The organism is Stenotrophomonas sp. 610A2 (assembly GCF_030549615.1).
In the GTDB taxonomy this organism is placed as follows: Bacteria; Pseudomonadota; Gammaproteobacteria; order Xanthomonadales; family Xanthomonadaceae; genus Stenotrophomonas; species Stenotrophomonas pigmentata.
The window spans coordinates 83,507-100,823 of the sequence record NZ_CP130832.1 but is presented as its reverse complement, the minus strand read 5'-3'; the positions used below and the strand labels follow the sequence as shown (position 1 = coordinate 100,823).

The following is a 17,317-nucleotide window of genomic DNA, read 5'->3' as shown; positions in this document are numbered from 1 at the left end:
GGTCAAAACCGGGGTCAGGGGCTAAACCGGGGTCAGAGTGGGGTTTCGTACCGAAACCCCACTCTGACCCCGGTTTAGCCCCTGACCCCGGTTTTGCCCTCTCAGCTATGCTTGCGCCCCCTAGCAACACCCAGAGCACGAATCGTGACCGAGACCAGCCAGACCCCCGATTTCCCCATCCTCGACGCCGCCCAGGCGCGCGTGCTGGGCTGCCTGATCGAGAAAGAAGCCACCACCCCGGACACCTATCCGCTGACGGTCAACGCCACCCAGGTTGCCGCCAACCAGAAGACCGCGCGCGAGCCGGTGATGAACCTGGAGGCTGGCAAGGTGCAGCACGCGCTGCGCCAGCTGGAGACGCTGGGTCTGGTGCGGCAGCACTTCGCTTCGCGCGCGGACCGCTACGAACACCTCGCCGGCCCCAAGCTCGACCTGCCACGCCAGCAGGTCGCCCTGCTCGGCCTGTTGTTGTTGCGCGGCCCGCAGACTGCCGGGGAACTGGCAACGCGCAGCGAGCGCATGGCCAAGTTCGCCGATGCCGCCGACCTGCGCCACCAGTTGGACCGCATGCAGCAGCGTGGCCTGGTCGTGCAGCTGCCGCGTGCTTCGGGCCAGCGCGAAGATCGCTTCATGCACCTGCTCAGTGGTGCGGTGGATGTGGATGCCCTGGCGGCGCAGTACCGAGCGCCGTCTGGCTCGGGCTCTACCGCCAGCGTCGACAACAGCGCATTGGAAGAACGCGTGCAGCAGTTGGAAGCCACCGTGTCTGCCCTGCAGGAACAGCTGGCAGCGTTGCAGGAGCAGCTGGGCGGCTGACCTGACGCCGCAAACAGTCTGGCCCTGGCCCGGATAAGCGCAGCGCGTCCGGGGCGGTTTGCGGAGAATTTTAAAGACCCCGAGATCCTTTTCCCCGGGTGCGCTGCGCTTACCCGGGCTACGCGGCTGGCTAGGCTCAGTCAGGCGTATTGACGAACAGCAGCAGCTGTTCGTCCTTGCCCGGCAGCACCACGGTGCCGTCATCGCGGAAACCCACTTTTTCAAGCAGGGATACCGAACGCGTGTTGCCAGGTGAGACGATTGCCCGCAATTCGCCAAGACCGAGCGGGCCACGCGCATAAGCGAGCACGCCCTGCACAGCTTCCAAGGCATAGCCGTTGCCGGTGTATGTGCCCAGCAGGGCGTAACCGACATCCGCGCAGGGCAGGCCCTCGCGCCGGACCAGCCCGGCATTACCCAGCCAGGCGCCGTCGCTGCGGCGTTCAATCGCATACATGCCGAAGCCATTGGCGGCATAACTGCCGAAGGTGTGCTTCTGCACGTACTCGCGCGCCTGCTCCAGCGTGCGCACACCGCGGTCACCGATGAATTCGTGGAAACCGGGTTCGTTGAGCAGCTGCAGCATCGCGGCGGCATCGCCGTCGTCGTCACGTAGCAGGCGCAGTTGCAGGCGTTCGGTCTGGATCAGGGACATGGTGGAATCTGCTGTGGCCCCCTCCCTTCTGCGCAGCAGAGGGGAGGGCTGGGGAGGGGTGCTTTTGATTTTTGCCGGTAGAGCCCCCTGCCGAGCATGGCTCGGCACTACCTCTTAACGCAAAGGGGTTCTGTTCACAGTGAGCCCCAATCAAAGCGCAAGACCGGGGCCAAAGCTACCCCCTCCCAACCTCCCCCTTGGCTTCGCCAAAGGGGAGGAGGCAAGCATCAATCAAACAATGCTTGAATCGCTGCCAATCCGGCCTTGGCCCGCTCCTGCTTGTGCGCGGCATCGGCCACCGGATCGGCACCATCGCGCTGGATCTCACCGGCCGGAATCTCATCGAAAAACCGGCTTGGCTTGAGCCGGATGTGCTCGCCGAACTTGCGCGTTAAACGACTGAAGCTCATCCACAGCTGGATCTTGGCACGGGTGATGCCCACGTACAGCAGGCGTCGCTCTTCCTGCAGGTTGCCTTCGTCCAGGCTGACCTGGTGTGGCAGCACGCCGTCCTCGCAGCCGACGATGAACACATAGGGGAATTCCAGGCCCTTGGACGCATGCAGCGTCATCATTCGCACCTGGTTGCCGCCGTCGTCCTTGTCGTTGCGCGAGATCAGCGCCAGCTGTGCGGCCATGTCGGCGGCACTGGCACCGCGCGGGCCGCTCTCGAACCACGAGGCCAGTTCTTCCAGGTTGTTGGCGCGACGCTCGTAGCCGGCGGTGTCCTTGGCTGCATGACGCAGCTCGGCCAACATGCCCGAATCCTTGGCCACGCGCCGCACCAGATCGCCGGAACTCATCTGCCGCATGTCCAGACGCAGCGCGCGCAGGATGTCGGTGAACTTGCTCAGGCTGTTGGCCGCACGCGGGGCGAGCTGGGCCAGCGCGCCCATGCTCTCGGCGGCCTGCGCCATCGGGATGTCTTTCTCGGACGCCAGCTCCGCCAGCTTGGCCAGCGTGCTTGCACCGACATCACGCTTGGGCGACTGCACCGCGCGCATGAAAGCCGTGTCGTCGTCCGGGTTCACGATCAGCCGCAACCAGGCCAGCGTGTCCTTCACTTCCTGCCGTTCCAGGAACACCGTGCCGCCATTGAGGTGATACGGCACACCGACCAGCTGCATCGCTTTTTCCAGCGGACGCGATTGGAAATTTCCCCGGAACAGGATGCAGAAATCACTCCACGGAATCTTGCGACTGGTCGCCAGGAAATGGATTTCCGCCGCCACCTTTTCCGCTTCGTGTTCGCTGTTGCGACATTCCCACACTCGGATGCGTTCGCCATCGGCCTGGTCGGACCACAACGTTTTCAGATGCTCGTGCGGGTTGTGCGCGATCAGCGCATTGGCCGCGCGCAGCACGCGGTTGGAACAACGGTAATTCTGCTCCAGCTTGATGATCTGCAGCTTGGGGTAATCCACGCCCATCTGCTGCAGGTTCTCGGGATTGGCACCGCGCCAGGCATAGATCGACTGGTCGTCATCGCCCACGCAGGTGAAGTTGCCAGCGGGCCCGGCCAGCTGCTTGAGCAGGCGGTACTGGGCATCGTTGGTGTCCTGGCATTCGTCGACCAACAGATAGCCGATGCGCTCGCGCCAGGCTAGGGCGATATCCGGGTGCTCTTCCAGCACCTGCACCGGCAGGCGGATCAGGTCATCGAAATCCACTGCGTTGAACGAAGTCAACCGGGTCTGGTACAGCTCGTAGACCATCGCCGCATCCTTCTCGCGGTTGCTGCGCGCCGCGGCCATCGCCTGCTCGGGCGACAGCCCGGAGTTCTTGGCCCGCGAGATCAGGTTCTTCATGTCCTCGATGTCGTCGGGCTTGGCATTGCTGCCGCCCAGCAGATCCTTGATCTGCGCACCGGCATCGTCGGCATCGAAGATGGAAAAGTTACGCTTCAACCCCACCTGTTCATGTTCGATCTGCAGGAACTTCAGGCCAAGGGCGTGGAAGGTGCAGATGGTGACTTCGGCCGCGTCCTCGGCACGCAGGCGTTTGGCCACACGCTCGCGCATTTCCTTGGCCGACTTGTTGGTGAAGGTGATCGCGGCGATGCGGCGGGCGCTGTAGCGGCCAATGCCGATCAGATGGGCGATTTTCTCGACGATCACGCGCGTCTTGCCGCTGCCAGCACCAGCCAGCACCAGCAGGGGACCTTCGGCGTGCACAGCCGCCGCGCGTTGGGGGGGATTGAGGGAGTCCAGCATGGGGTGGTTTCAGTCGCAGGCAGGCAGTGTAAGCCATCGCCCGTGAGCGCCGGCTGGCGCGGTAAAATGCGGCATGGCCAAGCTCTATTTCTACTATTCGGCGATGAACGCCGGCAAGACCACCACCCTGCTGCAGTCCGCGCACAACTACCGCGAGCGCGGCATGCGCGTCGCCCTGCTGACCCCGCACCTGGACCACCGCGCCGGCACCGGCGTGGTCGCCTCGCGGATCGGCCTGCAGGCCGAAGCCACCACCTTCGAGCGCGATACCGACCTGGAGAAGCTGATCCAGCAGGACATGGCCGCCCACGGCAGGCTCGGCTGCGTGCTGGTGGACGAGGCCCAGTTCCTGAGCAAATCGCAGGTGTGGCAGCTGTCCGAGGTAGTCGACCAGCTGCGCATCCCGGTGCTGTGCTACGGGTTGCGTACCGACTTCCGTGGCGAACTGTTCGAAGGCAGCCAATACCTGCTGGCCTGGGCCGACGAGATGCAGGAGATCAAGACCATCTGCCACAGCGGCAAGAAGGCGACGATGACCGTGCGCGTGGACGAGAACGGCTTTGCCGTGCAGGACGGCCCGCAGGTGGAGATCGGTGGCAACGACCGCTATGTATCGGTGAGCCGCGCCGAGTTCAAGAAGATAACCCGCGGCGAGGGGCGGATTGATCCGATGCAGGCACCGCTGCCGTTGTAACAGGAACTCGCGGGGGTGATGCGTCCCTTCTCCCGTTCACGGGAGAAGGTGCCCCGAAGGGGCGGATGAGGGGAGCTTCTGGGACTCCATGCCTGCTTGCCAAGAGCTTGCCCTCACCCCAACCCCTCTCCCGTAAACGGGAGAGGGACTTAAGCAAAAGCTTCAAGCAAAGCCCTCAATACAAGGTCCGCTCCGGCGCACCTGCAGCCGGCGGGCTGTACTGGTACAACCACGTCTCGGTCAGGGTCTTGCCGCCGCTGCGCAGGTACAGGCGCACGTCGATCTGCTCGGTGCTGCCATCCGGCGGCACCAGGTCGAACATGGCGCGGTAGCCCTTGATCTCACGTAGCGGGCGCGCCGATACCACTTCCACGCGGCCACGGCTGGTTTCCACCACAGCCTCGACGTCGGCCTTGTCGATCAGGCTGGCCAGTTCGCCACCTTCAAAATCCACCGCAAAACGCCACGAGAAATACTCGCGCTTCTTGCCGATGATGCCGCCCAGGCCGGTACGGCTGGCCACGCAATGCGCGAGCGGCGGACGTGCCGGCGGCTCTGCGCCCCAGTACAGGCGATAGCCGACCAGCAGTTCCTGGCCCGGCTGCGGCTTGGCCTTGGGGTTCCAGAAAGCAACGATGTTGTCGAAGGTTTCATCGACGGTGGGAATCTCCACCAGCTGCACCGAGCCTTCGCCCCACTGCCCCTTGGGCTCGATCCACAGGCAGGGGCGCTTCTCGTAGAACACGCCATCGTCCTGATAGTGATCGAAGTTGCGATCACGCTGCAGCAGGCCGAAGCCGCGCGGGTTGTTGTCGACGAACATGTTGAAGCGCAGGTGGGCCGGGTTGCACAGCGGCCGCCAGATCCACTCGCCGGCACCGTTCCACATCGACAAGCCGTCGGTGTCGTGGATCTCCGGGCGCCAGTCCCAATCCATGCGGCGGTCGTTCTCGCCAACCTGGTACATGCTGGTGCACGGCGCGATGCCGAGCCGTTCGATTTCCTTGCGCGGGTACAAGGCGCTGTCGATGTCCATCAACAGCACATCGCCATTGGTGATGGCGAAGCGATAGGCACCGGCAACGCTGGGCGAATCCAGCAGGCCGTAGACCACCAGCGTGTCTGAATCCGCTGACGGCTGCTCTAGGTAATAGGCGATGAAGTCCGGGAACTCCTCCGGACGGCCCATGCCGGTATCGATGGCCAGGCCGCGTGCCGATTGGCCGTACTGGCCTTCCTTGCCTACCGCGCGGAAGTAGCTGGCGCCGAGGAAGGCAGCGAAGTCACGGTCGGTATCGCTGCGGGTATTGAGGCGGAAGCCGGCGAAGCCGAGGTCGGCCGGCAACTCGCCATCGTGGATGCCGCTCTTGCCGTAGTTGAAAGCCGCGCCGTCATAGGCCAACTCCTGTGCCTTGCCATCGACCACGTCGAACATGCGTACCGGTGAATGGAAGTACAGGCCAAGGTGGAAGAACTTCGCCTGGAACTTGCCGGGTTGGTCCGCCCACAGTGCGTGGTCCTGGCGATAGCTGATGGACTGGTACTGATCCCAGTCGAGCTTCTCCAGCGCGCCCGGCAGGGTGCGCTTGTGGCTCTTGTACGGCGCCTGCGCCAGCGCGCGGGCCTGGCCCTTGAGCGTGGCGAAATCGAAGGGCTGCGCCTGGCCCAGACGGCGCAGCCCCAACTGGGCCGGTTTGCCGGCCGCGCAGGCCGTAAAGGCCGGAAGACCAAAGGCCGCCAGGGCGGCAGCGGCGTTGCGCAGGAAGTCGCGTCGTTGCATGGAAAGCAGGCCGATAGGGGACCGCAGCATGGTAGGCGCAATTGCGTGAATCGACAGCCTTGAGACGGGCGGCGGATGAACACCTGCTTCAGCCAACCGGTGAAAAGCCAACCCCTCCCCAACCCTCCCCTTGCCTACGGCAAAGGGAGGGAGCAGAACCAGGTAGTGCCGAGCCATGCTCGGCAGGGGCCTCATCGGTAGAGTCCCCAGTGCAGCACCGCTGCACCCTGCGCAAAAGCGCCCTCACCCCAACCCCTCTCCCGCAAGCGGGAGAGGGGCTTGTAGTGCCGAGCCATGCTCGGCAGAGGCCTTACCGGTATAGCTCCAGCACCGCATGACCGCGATCTAACGGCAAGCACCCGCCAACTGCAACGCGGCCGCATGCGCGCACAGGAATCCACGCTGTGCCGCCGCGTCATCACCCCCATCCCATTGCAACAGGGTCCATTCCTCGGCTGCCTGCATCCGCTCCCCGGCTTGCAGCTCACGGTAAGGCGCATGCACTTCCATCTCCAGCAGCCCCTCGACGATACCGCCGGCATCCAGATACAGCTCCACCTGCGCCTGCTCAGGGTGGATGGTGGAACGCGGTTGTTTCGCAAAACGGACGATCAACGCCTGACTGCCATTGAAGCCTGCCATCCAGCCCACCGTAGGCTGCACGAACCATTTGCCACGTGGCCCCCTGCTGCTGGCGTCGGCATGCAGCACCAACATGCCGTCCTGGAACTGATGATCCGGCATGCCCGGATCGGGTGCGCCTTCTACGCGGATATCGCTGGCCATGGTTACCGGCACGAAGACGCGGGTAGCCGGGTGGACGCGGGTGTTGAACCACAGATCCCAGGCGACCGGCGTGTCACGGATGTTCTGGCCACTGACCTGCAGCTGCACGGTGTCGGCGCGCTCGGGATCAAGCCGGAATGTCTTCTCCAATTGCATGCCGGTCACCGGGCTGGCGGCACCGCGCAGACGCAGCTGGTCGGCATCGCGTTGCAACCACTGCGCAGGGGCCAGCGACAGCCATGGATCCGGTGGCCAGTTGGCGGCAGCTGCTCGGCGCTCGGTATTGATCTGCTGGTGCAGCCACCACTGCGATTGCGGGCCAACCCAGACATCATGGCCGAGGTAGGCGATGTCATCGCTGCTGGCGCTTACCTCCGGATCCGGCTGCGTGCGGACCGCTGCGCCTATGCGCAGAAAGTTCGGTTCGCCTTTGCGCTGCAGCGACAGCACCCGGCCGCCGAAGGCGGAGGTCAGCTGCAATTGCAGCTCACTGCTCTCCAGCGCTGCGGAGTTGTCGTCTGCCGGGGTATGGGCTTGCGCAATCGCCAGTGTTGGCAGCAATAGCAGACAGAGGATGATTCGATGATGCAGCTGCATTGGGTTTTCCCTGCGGGCCAGCGGGGATCATGGCAGAGGTCGCGGCGGCCGTGCCGCGGTAGTGCCGAGCCATGCTCGGCAGAGACTTTACCGGGAAGGCTCCTGCCGAGCATGGCTCGGTATTACGGGTGGAGCTTTACCGGGAAGGCCCCTGCCGAGCATGGCTCGGTATTACGGGTGGAGCTTTACCGGGAAGGCCCCTGCCGAGCATGGCTCGGCACTACAGCTGGGGCTTTACCGGGAAGGCTCTTGCCGAGCATGGCTCGGCACTACAGTTGCTCCGCCTTAGCGCTGGCAATACCCGCACCATACTGTTGCCCGCTGGCCAATGCTGGCATAGCGCAGCACGCGCCCGCATTGCTTGCAGTTCTCGCCCTCGCGGCCGTACACCAGCAGTTCCTGCTCGAAGTAGCCTGGCGCACCGTCGGGACTGATGAAATCGCGCAAGGTGGTCCCGCCACGGGTGATCGCATGACCCAGGATTTCCTTCACCGCATCGGCTAGCCGCTGGTAGCGCGCCCGCGATACCTTGCCAGCCTCGCGCAAGGGATTGATGCCGGCCATGAACAGGCTTTCCGCCGCATAGATATTGCCCACACCGACGACGATGCCCTGGTCCATCAGGAAGGTCTTGATCGGCGCCTTGCGGCCACGGCTGCGTTGGAACAGATAGTCGCCATCAAAATCACCATCCAAAGGCTCCGGGCCGAGACCACTCAGCAACTCGTGCGTTTCTCCTGCTGGCTGCCACAGCAGGCAACCGAAGCGACGCGGATCGTTGAAGCGCAGCAGGCGGCCGTCTTCCAGGCTGATGTCGACATGGTCGTGCGCACGCACCGGCGTGTCACCAGGCAGCACGCGCAGGCTGCCAGACATGCCCAGGTGCAACACCGCGCTGCCTGCTTCGGTATCCAGCAACAGGTACTTGGCGCGGCGACGGATCGCTTCGATGCGCTGGCCCGGCAGCACCTGTTCGATCTCGGCGGGAATCGGCCAACGCAGATCCGGCCGGCGCAGGATCACACCGTGGATGCGTCGATCCAGCAGATGCGGTTCCAGCCCGCGCCGGGTGGTTTCTACTTCGGGTAGTTCTGGCATGCGGACCTCAAAGCGACGGTATCTGGTTGTTCTTGTGGGAACGGCGTGAGCCGTGAAGCTGGTGGTGGTGAACAGCAGACCGGTATCGATTGCACTGCACCATCGGCTTCGGTTTTTTTTTGGCTTCGCGGCTTACGCCGCTCCTACAACCACCGGTCAACGCGGTGGCGCCATCAGCTCGCGTGCGCTCAGGTAGCCGTCGCCGTTGGCATCCTGGCGGGCGAAGCGGGCCAGGATCACCTGCCGCTGTTCTTCGCGGGTAATCGGTTTGCCACGGCCACCCGGCTGTTCTTCGGGCTGCAGAATGCCGTCGCCATTGCGGTCCATCTTGTCGAAGGCGTACAGCATCCACTGCAGGTATTCGTCCGGGCTGACGCGGCCATCGCCATCGCTGTCCATGCGCTGCAGGTAGGCATTGGTGTCCTGTACTTGTGCCATGGCAGGCAACGAAGCGCCAAGCAGGAAAAGAAGGGCAATCGTCTTCATGCGGCGCTGAGCGAATAGCCTTTCAGGCGCGCTGCGTAGGCCTGCAATGCGGCGCTGCCGCTGGCCTCGGCGTCCTGGCACCACTGCTGCAGCTGGCGCAAGCGCTCGGCGGCGTCATGACTGCGGGCTTCCAGCAGGGCCGACAGGCGCGCCCGGTGTTCGACCAACAGTTTGATGCGCGGTCGCTGCTGCACCCAGGTCTGCAACTGCGCGCGGCAATCGGGTTTGAGCCAACGGCCATCATTGACCAATCCTTTGCGCATGCGCCGCGGCAACAGCTTGCGCAACTTGGCTCCTGCAGCCGCCGCTTCCTCCTTCAAAGCCGGCGCGAACACATTGCGCTGGTAATCGGTCATTGCCTGAAAGCGATGCGACAGCAGCGCCTTCAAGGTATCTGCGTCGGGCACGGCGATGTTCGGACGGATGTCCATGGTCGGTGCTACCCGCAGCACCTTGGCCAGGCGCAGGAACTGCAGCAGGCGGATCACCTGCCAGCCGATGTCGAACTCCCAGCGCCGCATCGAGAAACGTGCCGAGCTGGGGAAGGCGTGATGATTGTTGTGCAGTTCCTCGCCGCCGATCCAGAACGCCCAGGGCGTCAGGTTGGTCGAGGTGTCGGCCGATTCGAAATTGCGATAACCCCACCAATGGCCAAGGCCATTGACCACGCCCGCTGCCCAGAACGGAATCCACGCCATCTGGATCGCCCACAAGGCGATGCCGGGCAGGCCGAACAACACGGCGTTGATCACGAACAGCAGGATCGGGCCGAGGTTGGCATGCGGGGTATAGAGCCTGCGCTCGATCCAGTCTTCCGGCGCACCACGCCCGTACTGCTCGATGTCGCCACGCAACGTACGTGCCTCGCGGTACAGCTCCACGCCGCGCCAGAACACGGTGCGGATGCCTTTGGTAACGGGGCTGTGCGGGTCTTCCTCGGTTTCCACCTTGGCGTGGTGCTTGCGATGGATGGCCACCCACTCGCGGGTGATCATCGAGGTGGTCAGCCACACCCAGAAGCGGAAGAAGTGCGACACCAGCGGGTGGAAATCCACGCCGCGATGGGCCTGGCTGCGATGCAGGTACAAGGTGACCGCGAAGATGGTGAGCTGGGTGAACACCAGCAGCACCGCCAGCATGCCCCACCAGCCCAGGCCGGCAATGCCTCCGGTGAGGAAATCGAGCAGGGCGTCGGACATCGCGAACACTCCAGGCAGTCGGTGCCAGATGAAACAACTGCTACACATGATGGGGGCTGTCGGCGCAAACTTCATCCACCGGCGGCAGGTCCGTTGGTCGAATCCTCAGCTGCCACCTACTCCTGAATGTCCATTGCACCCGCCGCCGAAGCGGCCCCCCTGATCGAACTGGACCATGCCTGCGTCATCCGCGGCCAGGTCCGTGTGCTGCACGAGCTGAACCTGCGTATCGAACAAGGCCAGCACACCGCCATCCTCGGGCCGAACGGCTGCGGCAAGTCCTCATTCATCAAGCTGATCACGCGCGAGCTCTATCCCTTGGCGCGCGCCGACGGCCATGTGCCGGTCAAGGTGATGGGCCAGACCCGCTGGCAGGTGGACCGGCTGCGTGCGCAGCTCGGCATCGTCACCGGCGACCTGTCCAGCAACCTGTCCAGCATGCCCGGGCTGACCGTCGAGGAAGCGGTGATCGCCGGCTTCTTTGCCAGTTACGTTGTCCCTGGGCATCGCGATGTCACCGACGCCATGCGCCAGCGCGCGCGGCATGCACTGGAACTGGCCCGCGCCCTGCCCCTGATCGGCCGCAGCTATGCCGAACTGTCCGCCGGTGAAACCCGCCGGGTGCTGATCGCGCGTGCGCTGGTCAACCAGCCCAAGGCCTTGCTGCTGGATGAGCCGTCCACCGGCCTGGACCTGATCTCGCGCCAGCACTTGGTCGACAGCATGCGCAACCTTGCCCAGCAGGGCATCACCCTGGTGCTGGTGACCCACCACATCGAGGAGGTGATCCCGGAGATCAACCGCGTCGTGCTGATGAAGGGCGGACGGATCTTTGCCGACGGCTCTCGCGGCGAGCTGCTGCGCTCCGGGCCGCTGTCGGAGGTGTTCGGCGGCCCGATCGAGGTACGCGAGGACGACGGCCGGATGTCGGCCTGGGTTGGCACTGCGTAGTTCTTGAAGCAAGAGCACCCCTCCCCAGCCCGTCCGGCCCGAAGGCACAGCCTTCGGTCGTTCATCAGGCCGCGCGCCAATGGCGCGCAAGCAGGCCTTCTTCACCCCCTGCGCGTTGCGCAAGGGAGGGAGCTCTGGCCCCTCCCCTTTGGCGTAGCCAAGGGGGAGGTTGGGAGGGGGTAGCTTTGGCCGTTGCTTTGGCCGGGGGCTCAAGTTCATGTGAAGAGCACCCCTCCCCTTGCCTTCGGCAAAGGGAGGGGGCAGAGCGCGGCCGTTGGTGCGATGATGCCGGTCCGCTCCTGTAATCCCGTTGTCCTCGCAATGTCACTACCCGCTTCCCCGCTGCGCCTTGGCGCCGCCCTCGCGCTGGCCGCCGTGCTCAGCGCCTGCTCCAGCACTCCGACCCTGCCTTCTGCAGGCAAGGACTCCAGCAACAAGGTTGTCGGCTATCTGGTCGGCTCCGCCATCCCCGACAGCCTAGCGCTGAGTCCCGCGCCCCCGGCTCCCGGTTCGGTAGCAGCACAACTCGACGAAGCCGTCGCCAGCCAAGCCATGAACATGCGCGGCAGCGCGCGCTTCGTGCAGGCGCATACCGACGCCGACCTGAGTTTCCCGGCTGGCGCTGACCAGTTCAGCTGTGCGCTGGGCGTGGCCGTCACCGCCAAGACCACGCCGGTGCTGTACAGCCTGCTTGAACGCAGCCGCATCGACGCCAGTGCTGCCACCAAGGCGGCGAAAACCCATTACCAGCGTCCGCGCCCATTCATGGTCAACACCGCTCCGACCTGCACGCCGGACGATGAGGAAGGCCTGCGCAAGAGTGGCTCGTATCCGTCCGGGCATACATCGATTGGCTGGGCCTGGGGCCTGATCCTGTCGGAAATCGATCCCGAACATGCCACCGCCCTGATCGAACGCGGCCGCAACTACGGCCACAGCCGTCTGGTCTGCAACGTGCATTGGTATAGCGATGTGCAGCAGGGCCAGTTCATGGGCGCGGCCACGGTCGCGCGACTGCATGACAACCCTGCGTTTGTGGCCGACCTCGCCAAGGCACGCGAAGAACTAGGACACGCACGCACGCTCAATCTGCCGCTGCCGCGCGATTGCGCCGCGGAAACCGCAGCGCTGACCTCGGACATCCCAGAAGCCCGCTGAGCCTCACCTGTAGTGCCGAGCCATGCTCGGCATCGCGGTCTTGACGAGCCGCTTTTGTAGGAGCGGCGTCAGCCAGCGAAGCTGGCATTGCTTCAATCGCAGGCATATCGGCAATCTGGCTGGCCATCAGCTTCGCGGCTGACGCCGCTCCTACAAGAGCTTCGGCTGGGCTATCGGCGTCCCCCAGCCGAGCATGGCTCGGCTCTACCGTGGGCGCGATGGTTTCCGACGTCACCGCCTGCCACTGGATTGCGCGCCTGCGGTTACAGTCCGGGGTCCTCTCATTGCGGGACCTCTCATGCCTGTATTCCTTCGCAGTCCGCGCCTGCATGCGCTGTTGATTGCCGTCTTGCTGCCCTTCGCCGCGCAGGCACAGACGCCGCGCCTGATCGGCTATGTGATGGACAGCCCGGAGCCGCTGCAGTTGTCGGCCCGGAAGCTCGACGTGGTGAACTTCGCCTTCGCCTTGGTTCGCCTCGACGGCAGCGTTTACCTACCCGAGAACATCGATCCGGCACGCCTGCATGCGGTGGTCGCCAAGCGCACGGACAACCCCTCACTGCAGATCGTGTTGTCGATTGGTGGCTGGGGTGCGGGCAACTTCTCCGAGGCCGCTGCCACTGCACCGGCACGCGCACGCTTCATCGACAGCAGCGTCGCGCTGATGCACCAGTTCAAACTCGATGGCCTGGACGTCGACTGGGAATACCCCACGCTCGGTGATGCCGACATCAGCCACAGCCCGGATGACCGCCACAACTTCACCGTGCTGCTGGAAGAACTGCGTGCGCGTCTGGACCGGGAGGGCAACGGCAAGCGCCATTACCTGCTGACCATCGCCGCTGCCGAAGGCCGCGCCGCGGAAGGCTTGGAGCTGCCGCGCATCGCGCAGTCATTGGATTGGATCAACCTGATGACCTACGACTTCTACGGCAGCCTGACCAAGACCACCGGCCATCATTCCGGGCTTGCGCGCTCATCGCTGGCCACGCCGCAGGGTCGCACCACCGTGGATGCGGTGAAGTACTTCCTCGATGCGGGCGTGCCTGCTGCCAAGATCAATGTCGGCGTGCCGTTCTATGGCCGCACCTTTGGTGATGTCGGCACGGAGAACAACGGTCGCTTCCAGAAGTTCACCAAGGAGGGCGGCTTCATCACCTGGCGTGACATCGTCCACACCCGTCTCAATGCGCCGGACTGGCAGCGTCATTGGGATGACGAAGCGCAGGTGCCGTGGCTGTGGAATGCCAAGGAGCGACGCATGATCAGTTATGACGATCCGCAATCGCTGCTGATCAAGGCCAACTACGTGAAGCAGCAGGGCCTGGGCGGCATCATGTATTGGGAGCAGCGCGGTGATGACAACGAGCAGTTGCTTGATGTGTTGCATGAGGCATTGCGCTGATCCGGTAGTGCCGAGCCATGCTCGGCAGGGGCTTCACCGGTAATGCCCCAACCGTAGTGCCGGGCCATGCTCGGCAGAAGCCTTCCCCGCAAAAAAGCTGCCCTCACCCCAACCCCTCTCCCGCATGCGGGAGAGGGGCTAGATTGGCCGCACGCTGCAGCGCCAAGTAGTGCCGAGCCATGCTCGGCAGGGGCTTCACCGGTAATGCCCCAACCGTAGTGCCGAGCCATGCTCGGCAGAAGCCTTCCCCGCAAAAAGCTGCCCTCACCCCAACCCCTCTCCCGCATGCGGGAGAGGGGCTAGATTGGCCGCACGCTGCAGCGCCAAGTAGTGCCGAGCCATGCTCGGTTGGGGCTTCACCGGTAATGCCCCAACCGTAGTGCCGAGCCGTGCTCGGCAGGGGCCTTCCCCGCAAAAGCTGCCCTCACCCCAACCCCTCTCCCGCACGCGGGAGAGGGGCTAGATTGGCCGCACGCTGCAGCACCAAGTAGTGCCGAGCCATGCTCGGCAGACGCCTTCCCCGCGAAAGCTGCCCTCACCCCAACCCCTCTCCCGCATGCGGGAGAGGGGCTAGATTGGCCACGTGCTGCAGCGCCACGTAGTGCCGAGCCATGCTCGGCAGGGGCCTTCCCCGCAAAAGCTGCCCTCACCCCAACCCCTCTCCCGCATGCGGGAGAGGGGCTAGATTGGCCGCACGCTGCAGCGCCAAGTAGTGCCGAGCCATGCTCGGCAGGGGCTTCACCGACGCGGCTTTGTAGGAGCGGCGCTGGGTGGCCTAGGGTCATAAGCCGCGAAGCCTGCATTGTTTGAACTGCAAACCCGACCGCAATCTGATCGACTCTCGGCTTCGCGGCTTACGCCGCTCCCACAGGATGTTTGGCAGGGCTATCGGTAAGGCCTCTTGCCGAGCATGGCTCGGCACTACAGGAATGCAGAAGGCGCGGATTGCTCCGCGCCTTCTGCGTTCAACTCACACAAGCAACGCTTAGAAGCGGGTCTTGAACTCCACGCCCCACAAACGCGGCTCGTTGATGAAGCCGGTGAGGTTGTTGAAGTCAATGCCGCCGGTGGCGCGGATCTGGTTGGTGATGTTGCGGCCATACAGCGCCACGTCGTAATCACCGTCATTCCACTGGTAACCCACGCGCAGGCCGCCTTCCAGCAGCGACTTGCCGGTGAATTCCTTGGACTGGTACAGGAAGAAGTTCACTTCGCTGCGGTACGCCCAGTCGGTGAACACATACAGCTGCGTGCCATCGGCCAGTGGCAGCGACCAGCGCGCGGTCATGTTGTGGGTCCACTCCGGCGCCTGCGGTAGCGAATTGCCGTTGATCAGCACCTTGCCGTTGACGACCGGATTGGTCACGGTGCAGGAGAAGCACGGTGCGACGCTCAGATCGGAATCCTTGATCTCGGTGTGGTTGTAGCCGCTGCCCAGGGTGACCAGCAGGTTGTCGGTCAGGTAGGCCTGCAGATCCAGCTCGAAGCCCTGGCCCACGCTCTTGTCGGCATTGAGCAGGATGTTGGCGTTGCCGCCGGCGCCGCCCACGGCGGTCAGCTGCTGGTCCTTGACCCGGTAGTGGTAGACGCTGGCATTCAAGCGCGCACGGTTGTCCCAGAAGTCCGCCTTCACGCCGGCCTCGAACGACAGCACGGTTTCCGGATCGGCCACGGTCTTGTTGTTGAAGGCACCCGCCGACTGGATCGAGCTGCCACGGAAGCCGGTAGCAACGCGGCCGTAGACGTTGACGGTGTCATTGACGGCGTAGGTGGCCGAGAAGTCCCAGTTGAACTTCTTGTCCTTGGTCGAGGCCGACAGGTAGGGATCAACAGCATCACCCTTGGCATAGGCGTCCTGCTGCGCGGCAAGCAGACCGGCGAGATCGCACTTGGCAATACCCGGGGGCGTGGTCAGGGTCGGTGCGATGCACGGCGAGAAGCCAGTGTTCCAGTAATCCTTGACCTTGAGGTCCTTCTTGTCGACGGTGTAACGCACGCCAGCGCGCAGTTCCAGCTTGTCGGTGGCCTGGAAGTTCAGGCCGCCGAACACCGCCCAGGCATCATTGGTCTGGTTGATGCGCTGGAAACCGTCCTGCTTGCTGCCGTTGGTGCTGTCGTAGCTGACGCTGTCGACGTCGTAGTCTTCCTTGAAATAGAACACGCCGGCCTGCCAGTTCAACGGGCCTTCGTTCTGCGATTCAAGACGCAGCTCCTGGGTCCACTGCGAGTGGCTGGGGATGCCATCGGCGGTTTCCGAGGCGAACGGCACATCGGCGGTGAAGTACGGGCCGGAGGTGCCGTCGATGTCGCCGACGCTGAAGGTATCGACGGTCTCGTAACCGGTGATCGAGGACAGCTTGTAGTTGCCCAGGTCCCAGCTCAGGCGTGCATTGGCACCGCTGCTGTCGAGCTCGGAGTGGTTCAAACCATCGATCGAGACCTTGTTCTCGTCGAAGCCGGGCACGAAATCGTTGCTGCCCTTCTTGAAGATGTTGCCGCGGAACAGGCGCGCGGTACCGTTGAGGTGACGCTTGTGTGCGCCCAACAGTGCTTCGAAATTGTCGCCTTCGTACAGGAACTGCGCACGCACGGCCGATTCGTCATAGCCTTCCAGGCCGTCGTTCGGGCCGGTGCCGGTGTTCTTCACCCAGTCGTCGCGACGCTGGTACAAGGCCGACACACGTGCCGACCAGCGCGCGCTCAGTGCGCCACCGACGGCAGCCTCGACGTTCCACAGGTTGTCGCTGCCGTAGCCGACCTTGCCGTAGCCTTCAAACTCCTGCGACGGGCGCACCGAGTCGAACTTGACCACACCGGCCGGGGTGTTGCGGCCGAACAGTGAACCCTGCGGGCCACGCAGCACTTCCACCTGCTCCACGTCGAAGATCGGGAAGCCCTTGAGGATCGGGTTTTCCTGCACGATGTCGTCATACACCAGCGAGACCGGCTGCGAGGTATTCAGACGGAAGTCGGTGTTGCCGTAGCCGCGGATGTAGAAACGCGGGAAGGCGCGGCCGAACGAGGATTCGATGTTCAGGCTGGGCACGCGGCCGGACAGGTAACGCACGTCGGTACCGCCGGAGGCCAGCGCGTCGAGCTTCTCGCCGCTGACGGTGCTGATCGACACCGGCACATCCTGGATGTTCTCCAACTTGCGTGCGGCGGTGACCTTCACCGCATCCAGCGTTGAGGCTTGCTTCTGGGCGGGCGTCGCATCCTGCGCGGCAGCGGTGAGTGGCAGTACGGCGAGAACGGCGACAAACAGCGGATGCGCTGCCGGCAGGCGGCGGCGGACGGTACGGGTCGGGGACATGGCGGAGAAGGGCCTGTTGAGGAGGAATGGGGAACTGCGCCTAGCACGGAATTGTTGCAGTACAACATTCGTATCGCAATCGTTCAGGTATTCAGCGGCATGACGCCTGTCAGGGGTAAGCGCCCCTTCGGCCGCATAGACTTGGGGCTTCCTTCCCGCCCAGGCA

13 protein-coding genes are annotated in these 17,317 nt (G+C 64.1%); 5 read left to right on the top strand and 8 right to left on the bottom strand.

Features of this window, described 5'->3' with window-relative positions; translation table 11 throughout:
* Positions 1-144: 144 nt before the first annotated feature.
* Positions 145-816, top strand: a complete 672-nt coding sequence (locus Q5Z11_RS00405; RefSeq protein WP_303748192.1) for a YceH family protein — start codon at positions 145-147, stop codon at positions 814-816.
* A 136-nt stretch (positions 817-952) separates the two neighbouring features.
* On the opposite strand, the gene Q5Z11_RS00400 is transcribed toward Q5Z11_RS00405, so the two are convergent.
* Positions 953-1,471 (bottom strand): GNAT family N-acetyltransferase, encoded by a 519-nt coding sequence (locus Q5Z11_RS00400; RefSeq protein WP_303748191.1) that lies wholly within the window; start codon positions 1,469-1,471, stop codon positions 953-955.
* Between the two features lie 227 nt (positions 1,472-1,698).
* A complete protein-coding gene (locus Q5Z11_RS00395) occupies positions 1,699-3,681 on the bottom strand; it encodes a UvrD-helicase domain-containing protein (RefSeq protein WP_303750106.1) in 1,983 nt (660 codons plus the stop codon).
* Between the two features lie 76 nt (positions 3,682-3,757).
* Between Q5Z11_RS00395 and Q5Z11_RS00390 the strand changes: the two genes are divergently transcribed.
* Positions 3,758-4,378: a thymidine kinase gene (locus Q5Z11_RS00390; RefSeq protein WP_303748190.1), complete on the top strand. Its 621-nt coding sequence runs from the start codon at positions 3,758-3,760 to the stop codon at positions 4,376-4,378.
* 175 nt (positions 4,379-4,553) lie between these two features.
* Here Q5Z11_RS00390 and Q5Z11_RS00385 read toward each other — a convergent pair whose 3' ends face one another.
* From Q5Z11_RS00385 to Q5Z11_RS00365, 5 genes are all read right to left on the bottom strand, one after another.
* Entirely contained in the window at positions 4,554-6,158 is a 1,605-nt protein-coding gene (locus Q5Z11_RS00385) for a glucan biosynthesis protein (protein WP_303750105.1), read from the bottom strand.
* Between the two features lie 345 nt (positions 6,159-6,503).
* Positions 6,504-7,445, bottom strand: a complete 942-nt coding sequence (locus tag Q5Z11_RS00380; RefSeq protein WP_345783919.1) for a DUF4380 domain-containing protein — start codon at positions 7,443-7,445, stop codon at positions 6,504-6,506.
* A gap of 381 nt (positions 7,446-7,826) precedes the next feature.
* On the bottom strand, positions 7,827-8,639 hold the full coding sequence (gene mutM / locus Q5Z11_RS00375) for a bifunctional DNA-formamidopyrimidine glycosylase/DNA-(apurinic or apyrimidinic site) lyase (RefSeq protein WP_303748188.1): 813 nt from the start codon (positions 8,637-8,639) through the stop codon (positions 7,827-7,829).
* A 156-nt stretch (positions 8,640-8,795) separates the two neighbouring features.
* The gene (locus Q5Z11_RS00370; protein WP_303748187.1) at positions 8,796-9,125 is read right to left on the bottom strand and encodes an EF-hand domain-containing protein; all 330 of its coding nucleotides are present in this window, start codon (positions 9,123-9,125) and stop codon (positions 8,796-8,798) included.
* Positions 9,122-10,324, bottom strand: coding sequence for a DesA family fatty acid desaturase (locus Q5Z11_RS00365; RefSeq protein WP_303748186.1), 1,203 nt, complete (start codon positions 10,322-10,324; stop codon positions 9,122-9,124). The genes Q5Z11_RS00370 and Q5Z11_RS00365 overlap by 4 nt, the downstream gene beginning before the upstream one ends.
* A gap of 126 nt (positions 10,325-10,450) precedes the next feature.
* On the opposite strand from Q5Z11_RS00365, the gene Q5Z11_RS00360 reads away from it, so the two are divergent.
* From Q5Z11_RS00360 to Q5Z11_RS00350, 3 genes are all read left to right on the top strand, one after another.
* Positions 10,451-11,275: an ABC transporter ATP-binding protein gene (locus Q5Z11_RS00360; protein WP_303748185.1), complete on the top strand. Its 825-nt coding sequence runs from the start codon at positions 10,451-10,453 to the stop codon at positions 11,273-11,275.
* 321 nt (positions 11,276-11,596) lie between these two features.
* Positions 11,597-12,433, top strand: a complete 837-nt coding sequence (locus Q5Z11_RS00355) for an acid phosphatase (protein WP_303748184.1) — start codon at positions 11,597-11,599, stop codon at positions 12,431-12,433.
* Positions 12,434-12,731: 298 nt separating this feature from the next.
* Positions 12,732-13,838 (top strand): glycoside hydrolase family 18 protein, encoded by a 1,107-nt coding sequence (locus Q5Z11_RS00350; protein WP_303748183.1) that lies wholly within the window; start codon positions 12,732-12,734, stop codon positions 13,836-13,838.
* A 985-nt stretch (positions 13,839-14,823) separates the two neighbouring features.
* Here the strand turns inward: Q5Z11_RS00350 and Q5Z11_RS00345 are convergent.
* A complete protein-coding gene (locus Q5Z11_RS00345) occupies positions 14,824-17,151 on the bottom strand; it encodes a TonB-dependent receptor (RefSeq protein ID WP_303748182.1) in 2,328 nt (775 codons plus the stop codon).
* Positions 17,152-17,317: the final 166 nt, after the last annotated feature.